The sequence below is a fragment of the Citrobacter amalonaticus genome, assembly GCF_002918555.1.
In the GTDB taxonomy this organism is placed as follows: Bacteria; Pseudomonadota; Gammaproteobacteria; order Enterobacterales; family Enterobacteriaceae; genus Citrobacter_C; species Citrobacter_C amalonaticus_A.
Genome location: NZ_PQMB01000004.1, coordinates 83,676 through 101,231, shown reverse-complemented (window position 1 = coordinate 101,231; position 17,556 = coordinate 83,676). Strand labels below are relative to the sequence as shown.

Here is a 17,556-nt window from a genome sequence, read left to right as displayed (position 1 = left end):
ACCTAATAATTGCGTTGCAGGATAGCGCCGCTGATATGGATGAAATTGCTATACAGAGAAAAGTGTGAACCAGGTAACAACCCCCCACCCGACAGGGTGAGGGGAGGGAGAATTGAGGGACAATTAATGTGCTTTAACCGCTTTGGCGGTTTTTTCTTTGAACAGATAACCGATGCCCAGCACAACCAGCCAGACCGGGATCAGATACACGGAGATCGCCATACCTGGGGTGATCAGCATAATCACCAATACTGCCGCCATGAAAGCCAGACAGACCCAATTGCCCAGCGGATAGAACAGCGCCGGGAAACGCGTGCTCACACCCTGTTGCTGTTTAGCGCGGCGGAACTTAATGTGTGCGAGGCTAATCATTGCCCAGTTAATGACCAGGGCAGAGACCACCAGCGCCATCAGCAGACCAAATGCGGATTCAGGTGCCAGGTAGTTAATCAATACGCACAACGCCGTTACCAGCGCCGAAACGATAATGGTGTTAACCGGGACGCCGCGCTTATCGACAGAAAGCAGGGCTTTCGGCGCGTTGCCCTGCTGAGCCAGACCGAACAGCATACGGCTGTTGCAGTAGACACAGCTGTTATAAACAGAGAGGGCCGCGGTCAGTACAACAATGTTCAGGGCGTTAGCGACGAAGGTATCGCCCAGCTCATGGAAGATAAGGACAAATGGGCTGGTATCTGCGGTTACTCGCGTCCACGGCAGCAGAGAAAGCAGCACCGCCAGCGAGCCGACGTAGAAGATCAGGATGCGGTAGATAACCTGATTGGTCGCTTTCGGGATGCTTTGCTCCGGGTTATCCGCTTCAGCGGCGGTAATCCCCACCAGCTCAAGCCCACCAAAAGAGAACATGATGATCGCCATCATCATCACCAGCCCGGTGAAGCCATGGGGTAAGAAACCACCGTGGGACCACAGGTTGCTGACGCTGGCCTGGGGACCACCGTTGCCGCTAAACAGCAGCCAGCCACCGAACAGGATCATAGCCACCACGGCAATGACCTTAATAATGGCGAACCAGAACTCCATCTCACCAAACACTTTTACGTTAGTCAGGTTGATGGCGTTGATAATGACAAAGAAGGCCGCCGCAGAAATCCATGTGGGGATCTCCGGGTACCAGAACTGGATATATTTGCCGACGGCGGTCAGCTCCGCCATTGCTACCAGCACGTACAGCACCCAGTAGTTCCAGCCGGAGGCGAAGCCCGCGAAGCTTCCCCAGTATTTATAAGCAAAATGGCTGAAGGAACCGGCAACCGGCTCCTCAACCACCATCTCGCCTAGCTGGCGCATAATCATAAAAGCGATAAAACCAGCGATGGCGTAACCCAGAATAATGCCGGGGCCTGCTGACTGGATAACGGAGGCGCTCCCCAGGAACAGACCGGTTCCGATTGCGCCGCCCAGCGCGATAAGCTGGATATGGCGGTTTTTAAGGCCGCGCTTTAGCTGCTCGCCGTGCTGTTGACCTTCCATCATGAAACCTCGTGTGTGGTTACTCTTTTGAGTAATTATTTTTGAACTACGCAGCGATGCGTGTGTAAGTTTGCAATTCCGTTTGTTGTATTAATTTGTTTACAGCAAGGGAAACTAAATTATTACCTGAAGTCTTTTGTCCGACTCAGAATAATGGTATGCGGCGGCGAATGCACCTGCTTTATGAAGGGGAGATGACGGGGTGCGTAAAAAGAAAGCATTTGTAAATGAAACACGGAACGTATTCATGAAGGCATAATTCGAATTTTAATTCATTAAAATTGGGTAAATAGTCACATGCTGCTAAGTTGAATCGGTTCAGAACGGATTTTTTATCGTTTCAATTTAGTTAAAACCACTCCCTGCCGGGTAAATTTAACATTTGTGCATAGTTACATGTTTGAAACGTTATTTCTGTAATGTTGTTAAAATGTGCGTGGTTTACTGATTTCAATCAAAACCTGTATGGACATAAGGTGAATACTTTGTTACTTTAGCGTCACAGACATGAAATTGGTAAGACCAATTGACTCCGGGCAAATGGCTTAAGACAGGAAATCATGGCCTACAGCAAAATCCGCCAACCAAAACTATCCGATGTGATTGAGCAACAGCTGGAGTTTTTAATTCTTGAGGGGACATTACGCCCCGGCGAAAAACTCCCACCGGAACGTGAACTGGCAAAACAGTTCGACGTTTCCCGCCCCTCCTTACGCGAGGCGATCCAACGTCTCGAAGCGAAGGGGTTGTTGCTTCGTCGTCAGGGCGGCGGCACTTTTGTTCAGAGCAGCCTGTGGCAAAGCTTCAGCGACCCACTGGTAGAACTGCTCTCCGACCATCCTGAATCCCAGTTTGACCTGCTCGAGACGCGCCATGCGCTTGAAGGCATTGCCGCATATTACGCGGCGCTGCGCAGCACCGATGAAGACAAGACGCGCATTCGTGAACTTCATCATGCCATTGAGCTGGCACAAGAGTCAGGCGATCTGGACGCAGAGTCCGACGCGGTTCTCCAGTACCAAATCGCCGTCACCGAAGCGGCGCATAATGTGGTACTGCTCCATTTGCTAAGGTGTATGGAGCCGATGCTGGCCCAGAATGTCCGACAAAACTTTGAATTGCTGTATGCGCGTCGGGAGATGCTGCCGTTGGTTAGCAGTCACCGGACCCGCATTTTTGAAGCGATAATCGCCGGAAAGCCGAACGACGCGCGTGAAGCCTCCCATCGTCACCTGGCGTTTATTGAAGAAATTTTGCTCGACAGAAGCCGTGAAGAGAGCCGTCGTGAACGCGCCTTACGCCGTCTGGAGCAACGCAAGAATTAGTGATTTTTCTGGCAGAACATTAACCAGAAGATGTTGTAAATCAAGCGCTAACTAAAAGCGCGGCAACTAAACGCAGAACCTGTCTTATTGAGCTTTCTGGCGAAAGCTTAATGGGACAGGTTCCAGATAACTCAACGTATTAGATAGATAAGGAATACCCCCATGTCAGAACGTTTCCCAAATGACGTGGATCCGATCGAAACCCGCGACTGGCTACAGGCGATCGAATCGGTCATCCGTGAAGAAGGTGTTGAGCGTGCTCAGTATCTGATTGATCAGCTTCTTTCTGAGGCCCGCAAAGGCGGCGTGAAAGTAGCGGCAGGTGCAGGGGCCAGCAGTTACATCAACACTATTGCCGTTGAAGACGAACCGGAATACCCGGGCAATCTGGAGCTGGAGCGTCGTATTCGTTCTGCTATCCGCTGGAACGCCATCATGACCGTGCTGCGTGCGTCTAAAAAAGACCTCGAGCTTGGCGGCCACATGGCATCCTTCCAGTCTTCCGCAACCGTTTATGATGTTTGCTTCAACCACTTCTTCCGTGCGCGCAACGAGCAGGATGGCGGCGACCTGATTTACTTCCAGGGCCACATCTCTCCGGGCATTTACGCACGCGCATTCCTGGAAGGTCGTCTGACTGAAGAGCAGATGAACAACTTCCGTCAGGAAGTACATGGCAAAGGCCTGTCTTCCTACCCGCACCCGAAACTGATGCCGGAATTCTGGCAGTTCCCGACCGTCTCTATGGGTCTGGGCCCAATCGGTGCAATCTACCAGGCTAAATTCCTGAAATATCTGGAACACCGTGGCCTGAAAGATACCTCTAAACAAACCGTTTACGCCTTCCTGGGCGACGGCGAAATGGATGAGCCAGAATCTAAGGGTGCTATCACCATCGCGACCCGTGAGAAACTGGACAACCTGGTCTTTGTTATCAACTGTAACCTGCAGCGTCTTGACGGTCCGGTCACCGGTAACGGCAAGATTGTTAACGAACTGGAAGGCATCTTCGCGGGCGCTGGCTGGAACGTTATCAAAGTCATGTGGGGCGGTCGTTGGGATGAGCTGCTGCGTAAAGATACCAGCGGTAAACTGATCCAGCTGATGAACGAAACCGTTGACGGCGACTACCAGACCTTTAAATCCAAAGATGGCGCATACGTACGTGAGCACTTCTTCGGTAAATACCCGGAAACCGCAGCCCTGGTTGCTGACTGGACTGACGAGCAGATTTGGGCGCTGAACCGTGGTGGTCACGATCCGAAGAAAGTCTACGCTGCACTGAAGAAAGCGCAGGAAACCAAAGGCAAAGCCACTGTAATCCTGGCCCATACCATCAAAGGTTACGGCATGGGTGACACCGCCGAAGGTAAAAACATCGCTCACCAGGTTAAGAAAATGAACATGGACGGCGTGCGTTATATCCGCGACCGTTTCAACGTTCCTGTGACCGATGAGCAGGTTGAAAACCTGTCTTACATCACCTTCCCGGAAGGTTCTGAAGAGCACACTTATCTGCACGCTCAGCGTCAGAAACTGCACGGCTATCTGCCTGCTCGTCAGCCGAACTTCACCGAGACGCTGGAACTGCCTCAACTTTCAGACTTCGGTGCGCTGCTGGAAGAGCAGAACAAAGAGATCTCCACCACCATCGCTTTCGTTCGTGCCCTGAACGTGATGCTGAAGAACAAGTCGATCAAAGATCGTCTGGTGCCGATCATCGCTGACGAAGCGCGTACTTTCGGTATGGAAGGTCTGTTCCGTCAGATCGGTATCTACAGCCCGAACGGTCAGCAGTACACCCCGCAGGACCGTGAGCAGGTTGCTTACTATAAAGAAGACGAGAAAGGTCAGATCCTGCAGGAAGGCATCAACGAACTGGGTGCTGGCGCATCCTGGCTGGCTGCTGCGACCTCTTACAGCACCAACGATCTGCCGATGATCCCGTTCTACATCTACTACTCCATGTTCGGGTTCCAGCGTATCGGCGACCTGTGCTGGCAGGCAGGCGACCAACAGGCTCGCGGCTTCCTGGTAGGGGGAACTTCTGGTCGTACGACGCTGAACGGTGAAGGTCTGCAGCACGAAGATGGTCACAGCCATATTCAGTCTCTGACTATCCCGAACTGTATCTCTTACGATCCGTCTTACGCGTACGAAGTTGCGGTCATCATGCATGATGGTCTGGAGCGTATGTACGGTGAGAAACAAGAGAACGTTTACTACTACATCACCACGCTGAACGAAAACTACCACATGCCAGCCATGCCGGAAGGTGCTGAGGAAGGGATCCGTAAAGGTATCTACAAACTCGAAACCCTCGAAGGTAAGAAAGGTAAAGTTCAGCTGCTGGGCTCCGGTTCTATCCTGCGTCACGTGCGTGAAGCTGCACAGATCCTGGCGAACGACTACGGTGTAGGTTCTGACGTGTACAGCGTCACCTCCTTCACTGAACTGGCGCGTGATGGCCAGGATTGTGAACGCTGGAACATGCTGCACCCGATGGAAACTCCGCGCGTTCCGTACATCGCTCAGGTGATGAACGACGCTCCGGCAGTGGCATCTACTGACTATATGAAACTGTTTGCCGAACAGGTTCGTACTTATGTACCGGCTGATGATTATCGCGTACTGGGTACTGACGGCTTCGGTCGCTCTGACAGCCGTGAAAACCTGCGTCACCACTTCGAAGTTGATGCTTCTTATGTGGTTGTAGCGGCCCTGGGCGAACTGGCTAAACGTGGCGAAATCGATAAGAAAGTGGTTGCTGACGCAATCATCAAATTCAACATCGATGCAGATAAAGTTAACCCGCGTCTGGCGTAAGAGGTAAAAGAATAATGGCTATCGAAATCAATGTACCGGACATCGGGGCTGATGAAGTTGAAATCACCGAGATCCTGGTCAAAGTAGGCGACAAAGTTGAAGCTGAACAGTCGCTGATCACCGTAGAAGGCGACAAAGCCTCTATGGAAGTTCCGTCTCCTCAGGCAGGTATCGTTAAAGAGATCAAAGTCTCTGTTGGCGACAAAACTGAGACCGGCAAACTGATCATGATTTTCGATTCCGCCGATGGTGCAGCAGCCGCTGCGCCTGCTCCGGCAGAAGAGAAGAAAGAAGCCGCCCCGGCAGCCGCTGCTCCAGCAGCAGCCGCGGCAGCGAAAGACGTTAACGTGCCTGATATCGGCGGTGACGAAGTTGAAGTTACTGAAATTCTGGTGAAAGTAGGCGATACCGTTGCGGCTGAGCAGTCCCTGATCACCGTCGAAGGTGACAAAGCGTCTATGGAAGTTCCGGCACCATTTGCGGGCACCGTTAAAGAGATCAAAATCAACACGGGCGACAAAGTGTCTACCGGTTCTCTGATTATGGTCTTCGAAGTTGCAGGCGCAGCGCCTGCTGCAGCACCGGCTCAGGCGGCAGCTCCAGCAGCAGCGGCGGCTCCGGCAGCTTCTGGCTCGAAAGAGGTTAACGTTCCGGATATCGGCGGTGACGAAGTTGAAGTCACTGAAGTGATGGTTAAAGTGGGCGATAAAGTTGCCGCTGAACAGTCACTGATTACCGTTGAAGGCGACAAGGCTTCTATGGAAGTTCCGGCACCGTTCGCGGGCACCGTAAAAGAAATCAAAATCAGCACCGGCGACAAAGTCAAAACCGGTTCTCTGATTATGATCTTCGAAGTGGAAGGCGCAGCACCTGCTGCCGCTCCAGCTGCCGCGGCTGCTCCAGCCTCTGCAGCTGCACCGGCTCAGGCTGCTAAACCAGCCGCAGCTCCGGCCGCAAAAGCGGAAAGTAAATCTGAGTTCGCTGAGAACGACGCTTACGTTCATGCAACGCCGCTAATTCGTCGCCTGGCGCGCGAGTTCGGTGTGAACCTGGCGAAAGTGAAAGGTTCTGGTCGTAAAGGTCGTATCCTGCGTGAAGACGTTCAGGCTTACGTGAAAGACGCTATCAAGCGTGCTGAAGCTGCTCCGGCAGCAGCAGGTGGCGGTATTCCGGGCATGCTGCCCTGGCCGAAAGTGGACTTCAGCAAGTTTGGTGAAATCGAAGAAGTGGAGCTGGGCCGTATCCAGAAAATCTCTGGTGCTAACCTGAGCCGTAACTGGGTGATGATCCCGCACGTTACGCACTTCGACAAGACCGATATCACCGATCTGGAAGCGTTCCGTAAACAGCAGAATGCCGAAGCTGAGAAACGTAAACTGGACGTGAAATTCACGCCAGTGGTCTTCATCATGAAAGCCGTTGCCGCCGCTCTGGAACAGATGCCGCGCTTCAACAGCTCTCTGTCTGAAGACGGTCAGCGTCTGACCCTGAAAAAATACATCAACATCGGTGTTGCGGTAGATACGCCGAATGGTCTGGTTGTTCCGGTCTTCAAAGACGTGAACAAGAAGAGCATTACCGAGCTGTCTCGTGAACTGACCACCATCTCCAAGAAAGCGCGTGATGGCAAGCTGACCGCTGGCGAAATGCAGGGCGGTTGCTTCACCATCTCCAGCATCGGTGGCCTGGGCACGACCCACTTCGCGCCGATTGTGAACGCGCCGGAAGTGGCTATCCTCGGTGTCTCCAAGTCCTCTATGGAGCCAGTGTGGAACGGTAAAGAGTTTATGCCGCGTCTGATGATGCCGATTTCGCTCTCCTTCGACCACCGCGTAATCGACGGTGCTGATGGTGCGCGCTTTATCACCATCATCAACAACATGCTGTCTGACATTCGCCGCCTGGTGATGTAAGCGAAAAAGCCGGCCTGACGGCCGGCTTTTTTCTGGTAATCTCATGAAGTCAGTGAGGTTATTGTGCGAAAGACAAATCGGTTGCCGTTTGTTGTTTCAAAATTGTTAACAATTTTGTAAAATACGAGCGGATAGAACGACCCGGTGGACGACGGGTATAAATTAAGAGGTCATGATGAGCACTGAAATCAAAACTCAGGTCGTGGTACTTGGGGCAGGCCCTGCAGGTTACTCTGCTGCCTTCCGTTGCGCAGATTTAGGTCTGGAGACCGTCATCGTAGAACGTTACAACACCCTCGGCGGTGTTTGTCTGAACGTCGGCTGTATCCCTTCTAAAGCGCTGCTGCACGTAGCAAAAGTTATCGAAGAAGCCAAAGCGCTGGCTGAACACGGTATCGTTTTTGGCGAGCCGAAAACCGATATCGACAAGATTCGTACCTGGAAAGAAAAAGTTATCACTCAACTGACCGGCGGTCTGGCGGGTATGGCCAAAGGCCGTAAAGTGAAAGTGGTTAACGGTCTGGGTAAATTTACCGGGGCGAACACCCTGGAAGTTGAAGGTGAAAACGGCAAAACCGTGATCAACTTTGACAACGCGATCATCGCGGCGGGTTCCCGTCCGATCGAACTGCCATTCATTCCGCATGAAGATCCGCGCGTGTGGGATTCCACCGATGCACTGGAACTGAAAACTGTTCCTAAGCGCCTGCTGGTAATGGGCGGCGGTATCATCGGTCTGGAAATGGGTACCGTGTACCACGCGCTGGGGTCAGAGATCGACGTGGTTGAAATGTTTGACCAGGTTATCCCGGCGGCCGATAAAGACGTGGTTAAAGTCTTTACCAAACGCATCAGCAAGAAATTCAACCTGATGCTGGAAACCAAAGTGACCGCCGTTGAAGCGAAAGAAGACGGTATCTACGTTTCCATGGAAGGCAAAAAAGCGCCTGCTGAAGCTCAGCGTTACGATGCGGTGCTGGTGGCTATCGGTCGTGTACCGAACGGCAAAAACCTCGACGCGGGCAAAGCTGGCGTGGAAGTTGATGACCGTGGCTTCATCCGCGTTGACAAACAGCTGCGCACCAACGTGCCGCACATCTTTGCTATCGGCGATATCGTCGGTCAGCCGATGCTGGCGCACAAAGGTGTTCACGAAGGTCACGTTGCCGCTGAAGTTATCGCCGGTAAGAAACACTACTTCGATCCGAAAGTTATCCCATCCATCGCCTACACTGAACCAGAAGTGGCATGGGTTGGCCTGACGGAGAAAGAAGCGAAAGAGAAAGGCATCAGCTACGAAACCGCCACCTTCCCATGGGCTGCTTCTGGTCGTGCTATCGCTTCCGACTGCGCAGACGGTATGACTAAACTGATTTTCGACAAAGAATCTCACCGTGTTATCGGTGGTGCGATTGTCGGTACCAACGGCGGCGAGCTGCTGGGTGAAATCGGTCTGGCGATCGAAATGGGTTGTGATGCGGAAGACATCGCGCTGACCATCCATGCTCACCCGACTCTGCATGAGTCCGTGGGCCTGGCGGCGGAAGTGTTCGAAGGTAGTATCACCGACCTGCCGAACCCGAAAGCGAAGAAGAAGTAATCTTCTGAGTGAAGAAAGAAAAGCGGCTTAGCGGCCGCTTTTTTGTGTCTGCTATTCCACCGGGTTCCAGGGGGCATTGTGACTGAAATGATTTATCTCAGTCACTTTCGTCCCGGTCTCTTTCCCCAGATCCGCCTGATACACCTTATCGTCCTGATTAACCATAAAGCTCATGATGCCCGTTTCCCCCCACATTACCGGCCAGGCGAGCAGGGCGAAGCCTTTCTCATCTTTGTTGGCGATCATGCGGAAATGATAGCCATGATAACCCATGCCCGGTGCGGCAGGGCTGAATGCCGGTCCTAACGGACTGGGCGCTTCACCTGGCGCAGTCGGCCAGTAGAGGCCGTCTTTTTTACCGTCGCTGCTGATGAACTTCTGCGCGTAAGCGTGGTTCAGGGCGTAGTAATCCTGCTGGGCATCAATATAAGCATGCATCGCTTCAATGGCTGCCAGTTCATTGCGACCAATGGCGCGGGTCAGAATTTCATCTTCCGCAGCGGCCATATCAAAACGCCAGCCGGCATCCGTTTTGATGAGCGGAACAGGAAGCTGCCAGCTTTCCTGCCCGACGTTCAGATGGGCCATATTGCCCTGTTGCACAATGCGGTGACTGATTTTCCAGTCGCGCAAAAAGCGTGCGACGGCCTGCGGATCGGCACCTTCCGGTGGGAAATATTCCCGCCAGTTATCGCCCAAAAGCTCGCTCAGTTTGGCTTCATCGTGCGTGGTAACGGCATTCACCAGGGCATCAGCAGCCCGATCGGGCGTGCTGAACTGCTGCTGAGCCTGCGCCAGAAGAGGGAGTGTCAGTAGCGCCAGCGCACTGAAGAGAGTCAACTTTTTCATCTTTTCACCTTACCGGTTACGACGATCTGAAATGCGTTCGTTGAGAGCGGAACGTTGCCCGGAACTGATGTGGCTCCGCTGGCGGCTTTCGCTTCCACGCCGTTGCTGCACCTGCCAGTCAGGAGAACGGCTGTCATTGCCGCTCAACGCGCTGGCACGGGACGAACTCACCCGCTGACGGACGTTTTCCTGCCGTTGCTGGCGCTGTTCCGGCGGCGTTGAGGCCACCCGCTGACGGGCGTTTTCCTGTCGCTGCTGGCGCTGCTCCGGCGGGGGGCTGCTTAGCCGCTGCTGAAACTGCGTTTTAGCCGCATCACGGCGGGTAGTGGTGCTATTGGTATCGTAACCGCGATAGCTGTCCCGGCGGGCGATCTGCTGCAACTGACTGGCGGCGGCTTTGCGCTGCGTATCCCGCGAGGATGAGGATAAGGCTGACGGCGGGTTTAATGATTTACCCGTCCTCTGCTGTAGCGTATTTCGCGCCGCCTGCCGCTGTTCGTCGGTCACGGCGGCCCGCTGCGTAGCGCTTAAACCATTAGCCACATTGGTGCGATGATACTGCCGGGCGATAGCTTCGTTGCGATAGGGGACATTGTTGCGATACGCCGGATTATGCTGCCAGCGGATATTGTTGCCGGCCAGGGATTGACCGCTTATCCGGTTGAAATTGTTAACGTGAATATTGATATTATCGCCATTACGGTTGTAGCCATCATTATCATAATGGTGGTGGTGATCGTCATCATCCCAGTCAATGTTGCTGAACAGCGCGTAGGTGGTTGCGACACCCAGGCTAAACCCTAAGCCATTGGCGAAACTGCTGACGAACTGCTGCCCCGGAGGCGGCGGCAGATAGACCGGCGGATATGCCGTATTGGGCCAGGCGCCGTAGACGACCGTCGGATTGTAGCTCGGGACATAGACCACCTGCGGGTCGGCCGGTTCAATTTTAATGATGGTGGCGGCGGGGGCTGGCGGCGTAACGACGGTGGTCGTTGACGTGGATTTCGCTGGCGCCTCTTTTCCCGGGGTTATGGGTTCGTTACTCACCGTCTGCTGCGGCGTGGATTTCAGCGTGCCGGTCTGCTGGGCCAGCAGGCGCAAACGCTGTACGGAATCCATCACATCTTGCGGTTGCGCCAGAAACGCATCGCCAAGATTTTGCACCCACTCCGGATCCTCTCCCAGCAGCGCCATCAGTTGGGGAAAGGCCACCAGCGATTTCACGCTCGGATCCCACGGCTGACCGGACGCGGCCTGAATCGCCTTGTCACCCTGGAGCGTGGGATTATCGTGCGACCACTGTACCGCCTGGACAACGTTAGCCGGATAGGTGGATGCCATCAGTACCTGAGACAGCAGCGAATCAGGATAAAGCGCAATCGGCGCCACCCAACGATCGATTTGGGCAGTGGTAAAGGTGGAGGGGAGCGCGGGGGCTGTCGCTGTGGCGGGTTCCTGAGGCGTTACGGCAGCAGGTACCGGTTGAACCGGGGCTTCAGGAGTACGACTTTTAACATACAACACTCCAGAAGCAGCAAGTAACCCGGCGCAGCAGACAAGCGCAAGCACATGGGGTTTAAAAGGCAACGTCATTTTCTTACTCCCGATTTCCTGGAAATCGCTATGGTCGAAGAGCTGCCACCCGCAGGTGCAGTGATGCGTGAGTATAAAGGGACGATAGTTTAATTTTTGACGAATCTTGGGATTGTGGTACCGCCCCTTGACTATTCACCTGTGAAATAATGTGACTAAACGTTACTGGAATAAATTCACCTCTTTCTTAAAGGTAAAAGGGCATTAGACTATCCTTAACGATTCAGCCACTTTTTTTATGTTGCTTTTTTGTAAACAGATTAACACCCCACTAAAATCCTGTTATTCTGCCCATTGCGGTATCGGGCATTTACCCTACAAACTGCTGTCTCACAGGAGCGTGAAGAGAATCGCCTGCCGCACTATGACAATGAGAGCGAGGAGAACCGTCGTGCTAGAAGAATACCGTAAGCACGTAGCTGAACGTGCCGCCGAAGGGATTGTGCCCAGGCCCCTGGATGCAACCCAAATGGCCGCGCTCGTCGAGCTGCTGAAGAACCCGCCTGCGGGCGAAGAAGAATTCCTGTTAGACCTGTTGATCAACCGTGTACCGCCTGGCGTAGATGAAGCTGCCTACGTAAAAGCCGGATTCCTTGCTGCCATTGCCAAAGGCGAAGCAACCTCCCCACTGGTTACTCCTGAAAAAGCCATTGAACTGCTCGGCACCATGCAGGGTGGTTACAACATTCATCCGCTGATTGACGCGCTGGATAACGACACGCTGGCACCGATTGCCGCGAAAGCGCTCTCTTCTACGCTGCTGATGTTTGATAACTTCTACGATGTGGAAGAAAAAGCCAAAGCGGGCAACGTCTACGCGAAGCAGGTTATGCAGTCCTGGGCCGATGCCGAATGGTTCCTGAACCGTCCTGCGCTGGCGGAAAAAATCACCGTCACCGTCTTCAAGGTGACCGGTGAGACCAACACCGATGACCTCTCTCCGGCCCCGGATGCCTGGTCTCGCCCGGATATCCCGCTGCACGCCCAGGCCATGCTGAAAAACGCCCGTGAAGGTATTGAACCGGATCAGCCTGGCGTGGTCGGCCCGATCAAACAGATTGAAGCGTTAGCGAAAAAAGGCTTTCCTCTGGCTTACGTCGGTGACGTGGTCGGAACCGGTTCTTCGCGTAAATCCGCCACCAACTCGGTGCTGTGGTTTATGGGCGATGATATCCCCCATGTGCCGAACAAGCGCGGCGGCGGCCTGTGTCTGGGTGGAAAAATTGCCCCTATCTTCTTTAACACTATGGAAGATGCGGGCGCACTGCCCATTGAAGTGGATGTGAACAACCTGAATATGGGCGACGTGATTGATGTTTACCCGTACAAAGGTGAAGTGCGTAACCATGAAACCAACGAACTGCTGGCCAGCTTCGAACTGAAAACCGACGTGCTGATTGACGAAGTGCGTGCCGGTGGCCGTATTCCGCTGATCATCGGTCGTGGCCTGACCACCAAAGCGCGTGACGCGCTGGGTCTGCCGCACAGCGAGGTATTCCGTCAGGCGAAAGATGTGGCGGAAAGCAGCCGTGGTTATTCTCTGGCGCAGAAGATGGTGGGCCGTGCGTGCGGCGTCGCCGGTGTCCGTCCGGGCGCTTACTGCGAGCCGAAGATGACCTCCGTCGGCTCTCAGGATACCACCGGTCCAATGACTCGTGATGAGCTGAAAGACCTGGCCTGTCTGGGCTTCTCTTCCGATCTGGTGATGCAGTCCTTCTGCCATACCGCAGCCTATCCGAAGCCGGTTGACGTCAAGACGCACCACACGCTGCCGGACTTCATTATGAATCGCGGCGGTGTGTCTCTGCGTCCGGGCGACGGCGTGATCCACTCCTGGCTGAACCGTATGCTGCTGCCGGATACCGTGGGTACCGGCGGTGACTCCCATACCCGTTTCCCTATCGGTATCTCCTTCCCGGCGGGTTCAGGTCTGGTGGCGTTTGCTGCTGCGACCGGCGTGATGCCGCTGGATATGCCGGAGTCCGTTCTGGTGCGTTTCAAAGGCAAAATGCAGCCAGGCATCACCCTGCGCGATCTGGTTCACGCCATTCCGCTGTACGCCATCAAACAGGGGCTGCTGACCGTTGAGAAGAAAGGTAAGAAAAACATCTTCTCTGGCCGCATTCTGGAAATTGAAGGCCTGCCGGATCTGAAAGTGGAGCAGGCATTTGAGCTGACCGATGCCTCCGCAGAGCGTTCTGCGGCGGGTTGTACCATCAAGCTGAACAAAGAGCCAATCATTGAATACCTGAATTCCAACATCGTGCTGCTGAAGTGGATGATCGCGGAAGGCTATGGCGATCGTCGTACGCTGGAACGTCGTATTCAGGGGATGGAAAAATGGCTGGCGGAACCTGAACTGCTGGAAGGCGATGCGGATGCAGAATATGCCGCGGTGATCGACATCGATCTGGCGGATATCAAAGAGCCCATCCTCTGCGCGCCGAACGATCCGGACGACGCACGTCTGCTGTCTGACGTGCAGGGCGAAAAAATCGATGAAGTATTCATTGGCTCCTGCATGACCAACATCGGCCACTTCCGTGCGGCGGGTAAACTGCTGGATGCGCATAAAGGCCAGTTGCCGACCCGTCTGTGGGTGGCGCCGCCAACCCGGATGGATGCGGCACAGCTGACCGAAGAGGGCTACTACAGCGTCTTTGGTAAGAGCGGTGCGCGTATTGAAATTCCAGGCTGCTCCCTGTGCATGGGGAACCAGGCGCGCGTGGCGGACGGTGCAACAGTGGTATCCACCTCCACCCGTAATTTCCCGAACCGTTTAGGTACCGGGGCAAACGTCTATCTGGCTTCTGCGGAGCTGGCGGCGGTTGCGGCGCTGATTGGTAAACTGCCGACGCCGGAAGAGTATCAGACCTATGTGGCGCAGGTGGATAAAACCGCAGTGGATACCTACCGTTATCTGAACTTCGACCAGCTTTCTCAGTACACTGAAAAAGCAGACGGCGTGATTTTCCAGACGGCGGTGTAATGTCCTGACGCATTTTGCGTAAAAATGCATCAATGCCCGATGAACCTTGCGTTATCGGGCATTTTTATTTCTATTCCTTACACCCGCTCCGCTTTTTTTCTGCGCCCAGGCTGCGATAATTACAGCAAGGCGCAATGCGGTATTGGCGCATTGCCGGGAGCAGAGGAACACATTATGGATTACGAATTTCTGCGCGATGTGACCGGAGTCGTAAAGGTGCGCATGTCCATGGGCCACGAAGTGGTGGGGCACTGGTTTAATGAAGAAGTGAAAGAAAACCTGGCCTTGCTCGATGAAGTGGAACAGGCGGCGCTGACGGTTAAAGGCAGTGAACGTTCCTGGCAACGGGCGGGGCATGAATACACGCTCTGGATGGATGGCGAAGAGGTGATGGTTCGTGCCAACCAGCTGGAGTTTAGCGGCGATGAAATGGAAGAGGGAATGAACTATTACGATGAGGAGAGCCTGTCGCTGTGCGGCGTCGAGGATTTTCTTCAGGTCGTGGCGGCTTACCGTGAGTTCGTCCAGCAACGTTAATCCGGGCGGAGCCTCCGTGCTCCGCCGTTACGCTTACACGGCCGGAATATTGCGGCCGTAGTAAATCTCGCGCATCTCTTTCCACAGCGCAGCGGTAATCTCTTTGCGCTCCGTTTCCGTCAGGTCTTCCGGCCTGGTGTGGAACATGTAGTGCTTCAGGTCGAATTCTTTCAGCAACATTTTGGTATGAAAGATATTTTCCTGATAGACGTTCACGTCCACCATGTCGTACAGCGCCTTCATATCCTCGGACATAAAGTTCTGAATAGAGTTAATTTCGTGATCGATAAAGTGCTTCATCCCGTTGATGTCGCGAGTAAATCCACGCACGCGGTAATCAATGGTCACGATATCGGATTCTAACTGGTGAATCAGGTAGTTCAGCGCCTTCAGCGGCGAAATCACGCCGCAGGTTGAAACTTCAATATCGGCGCGGAAGGTGCAAAGTCCGCCTTCCGGGTGGCTCTCCGGATAGGTATGGACGCAGATATGGCTCTTATCGAGGTGGGCGACAACCGCTTCCGGCAGCGGGCCGGGGTGTTCTGTGGTGTCGATAAGTTTAGGATCGACCGGTTCTTCGCTCACTAAAATGGTGACGCTGGCACCCTGCGGTTCGTAATCCTGACGGGCGATGTTCAGGATATTGGCCCCGATGATAGAGCAGGTTTCTGACAGGATCTCGGTCAGACGGTTGGCGTTGTAGAGTTCGTCAATATACGCAATATAGCCATCGCGCTCTTCGGCCGTTTTGGCATAGCAGATATCGTAAATACAGAAGCTCAGACTTTTGGTCAGGTTGTTAAAGCCATGCAGTTTCAGTTTTTTCAATTTTTTATCTTCTCCTTAGGACGACCGGGCTGCCAGCGCGTCTTGCAGATACTGAGGTAAGGCAAACGCTGCCGTGTGAATCGCCGGATTGTAATAGCGGCATTTCAGGCCGGAGGCGTGAAAACGCGCCTGAATAATCTCGGTCGACAGGTGGCGCAGCGCTTCATTATCGGTTGCCCACGCGAAGGTCATGATCCCGCCGTAGTAGGTTGGGATCGCCGCCTGATAGAAACTCACGTCGCCAAAGTAAGGGCTGAGCTTACGCTGGCTGTCAAGCGCTTCATCCTGTTGCAGGAAGCAGACGCCGTTCTGGGCGACAAAAACCCCGCCAGGGTTCAGACAACGTTTACAACCTTCATAGAAGGCAGAGGTGAACAGGCTTTCACCGGGACCGATCGGATCGGTGCAGTCGGAGATGATCACGTCAAAGGTCTGGCTGGTTTGATTAACAAAATTCACGCCGTCGTCGATCACCAGATTAAAACGCGGGTCGTCATAGCTGCCAGCATTGTGATTCGGCAGATACTGACGGCAGAAAGAGACCACGCCTGCATCAATCTCCACCATGGTGATGGTTTCGACATTTTTGTGCCGCGTGACTTCGCGCAGCATCGCGCCATCGCCACCGCCGATGATCAGCACATGCTTCGCGTGACCGTGGGCCAGCAGCGGAACGTGGGTCATCATCTCATGGTAGATAAACTCATCGCGCTCGGTGGTCTGTACGACGCCGTCCAGCGCCATTACGCGACCAAACGCGGCGTTCTCAAAAATGATCAGATCCTGGTGATCGGTTTTCTGGTGATACAGGACGTTGTCTACCGCAAAGTACTGCCCAAACTGGTCGTGTAGCGTTTCATGCCACTGGGGATTTTCGGCCATGGGTTGATACCTCCATTGTTAACACCTGTAAAAAAAGGGCGCAACATCATAGCTAACAATGACCGGGGATGCACGGTCAATATTTCAGCAATATAGGCTCGTCATTCTTCATGCTGCATGTACGATGGGCTTTTTGACCCGGCCTTCGGACGGCGCAGGCGCGGCGCAAAACGACGCCGCCGCGTTGTCCTGCAACTTGAATGATTTAGAGCACTGAGCGGAGGTTATTTAACGTAGGCCAGCAGGCTCAGCGAATCGCGCGCCAGTGCTTTACATTTTTTCGCGACGGGAATACCGATACCGCTCAGGTCGCGGTAGCTGTCTTCACCAAGGGATTTCATATCGAAGGTGTCGTAGTTGCTCAGATCCCACTGGTTTTGCTGGGCAAAGAAGACCAGGGCGCGGCGAATTTGCCCGTTGGGTAAATTCTGATAGCCGCAGTCATTTTTCAGATAAACAAAAACTGCCGTTAAGTCAGCCATATCTTCGGCTTCAGATTCGCTAAGCGCATAGCTGTTGGCGCAAACAGCCATCAGGCTGCCGAATAAAACTGTTCTGAAAAACGTCTTCATTGCTTCTACCAGTGCATCGTGGAAAGTAAACGTTAGCACACTGTGAGCGAGGCGACGAACATTATTCGTAAAGCCGTGGTGATTATTCTGAGTGGTAAACTTGACCTTCCCGTAAGGGGAGGGTCTATGCTCAAGTTTCAGGCTG

Annotated in this window: 12 protein-coding genes; 6 read left to right on the top strand and 6 right to left on the bottom strand. The window is 53.7% G+C overall.

All coding sequences use genetic code 11. The annotated features are described in order from the left end of the window. Window positions 1-123: 123 nt before the first annotated feature. Window positions 124-1,497 (bottom strand): aromatic amino acid transporter AroP, encoded by a 1,374-nt coding sequence (gene aroP / locus C3432_RS18235; RefSeq protein ID WP_103777975.1) that lies wholly within the window; start codon window positions 1,495-1,497, stop codon window positions 124-126. A gap of 557 nt (window positions 1,498-2,054) precedes the next feature. On the opposite strand from aroP, the gene pdhR reads away from it, so the two are divergent. From pdhR to lpdA, 4 genes are all read left to right on the top strand, one after another. After that, window positions 2,055-2,819, top strand: a complete 765-nt coding sequence (gene pdhR / locus C3432_RS18230) for a pyruvate dehydrogenase complex transcriptional repressor PdhR (protein WP_103777974.1) — start codon at window positions 2,055-2,057, stop codon at window positions 2,817-2,819. Window positions 2,820-2,981: 162 nt separating this feature from the next. After that, the gene (gene aceE / locus C3432_RS18225; protein WP_103777973.1) at window positions 2,982-5,645 is read left to right on the top strand and encodes a pyruvate dehydrogenase (acetyl-transferring), homodimeric type; all 2,664 of its coding nucleotides are present in this window, start codon (window positions 2,982-2,984) and stop codon (window positions 5,643-5,645) included. A gap of 14 nt (window positions 5,646-5,659) precedes the next feature. Beyond that, window positions 5,660-7,558 (top strand): pyruvate dehydrogenase complex dihydrolipoyllysine-residue acetyltransferase, encoded by a 1,899-nt coding sequence (gene aceF, locus C3432_RS18220; RefSeq protein ID WP_103777972.1) that lies wholly within the window; start codon window positions 5,660-5,662, stop codon window positions 7,556-7,558. Between the two features lie 175 nt (window positions 7,559-7,733). After that, on the top strand, window positions 7,734-9,158 hold the full coding sequence (lpdA, locus tag C3432_RS18215; protein WP_103777971.1) for a dihydrolipoyl dehydrogenase: 1,425 nt from the start codon (window positions 7,734-7,736) through the stop codon (window positions 9,156-9,158). Window positions 9,159-9,209: 51 nt separating this feature from the next. On the opposite strand, the gene C3432_RS18210 is transcribed toward lpdA, so the two are convergent. After that, window positions 9,210-10,007, bottom strand: a complete 798-nt coding sequence (locus C3432_RS18210) for a DUF2950 family protein (protein WP_103777970.1) — start codon at window positions 10,005-10,007, stop codon at window positions 9,210-9,212. 9 nt (window positions 10,008-10,016) lie between these two features. Further along, window positions 10,017-11,603: a DUF3300 domain-containing protein gene (locus tag C3432_RS18205; protein ID WP_103777969.1), complete on the bottom strand. Its 1,587-nt coding sequence runs from the start codon at window positions 11,601-11,603 to the stop codon at window positions 10,017-10,019. Window positions 11,604-11,994: 391 nt separating this feature from the next. Between C3432_RS18205 and acnB the strand changes: the two genes are divergently transcribed. After that, window positions 11,995-14,592 carry a bifunctional aconitate hydratase 2/2-methylisocitrate dehydratase gene (gene acnB, locus C3432_RS18195; protein WP_103777968.1) on the top strand — a complete coding sequence of 866 codons (2,598 nt, stop codon included), beginning with the start codon at window positions 11,995-11,997 and terminating at the stop codon, window positions 14,590-14,592. A gap of 174 nt (window positions 14,593-14,766) precedes the next feature. Continuing rightward, window positions 14,767-15,129, top strand: a complete 363-nt coding sequence (gene yacL / locus C3432_RS18190) for a protein YacL (protein ID WP_103777967.1) — start codon at window positions 14,767-14,769, stop codon at window positions 15,127-15,129. 33 nt (window positions 15,130-15,162) lie between these two features. On the opposite strand, the gene speD is transcribed toward yacL, so the two are convergent. From speD to C3432_RS18175, 3 genes are all read right to left on the bottom strand, one after another. Continuing rightward, window positions 15,163-15,957: an adenosylmethionine decarboxylase gene (gene speD / locus C3432_RS18185; RefSeq protein ID WP_103777966.1), complete on the bottom strand. Its 795-nt coding sequence runs from the start codon at window positions 15,955-15,957 to the stop codon at window positions 15,163-15,165. A gap of 15 nt (window positions 15,958-15,972) precedes the next feature. Next, the gene (gene speE, locus C3432_RS18180) at window positions 15,973-16,839 is read right to left on the bottom strand and encodes a polyamine aminopropyltransferase (protein ID WP_103777965.1); all 867 of its coding nucleotides are present in this window, start codon (window positions 16,837-16,839) and stop codon (window positions 15,973-15,975) included. A 224-nt stretch (window positions 16,840-17,063) separates the two neighbouring features. Then, window positions 17,064-17,411: a YacC family pilotin-like protein gene (locus C3432_RS18175; protein WP_103777964.1), complete on the bottom strand. Its 348-nt coding sequence runs from the start codon at window positions 17,409-17,411 to the stop codon at window positions 17,064-17,066. Window positions 17,412-17,556 lie beyond the last annotated feature (145 nt).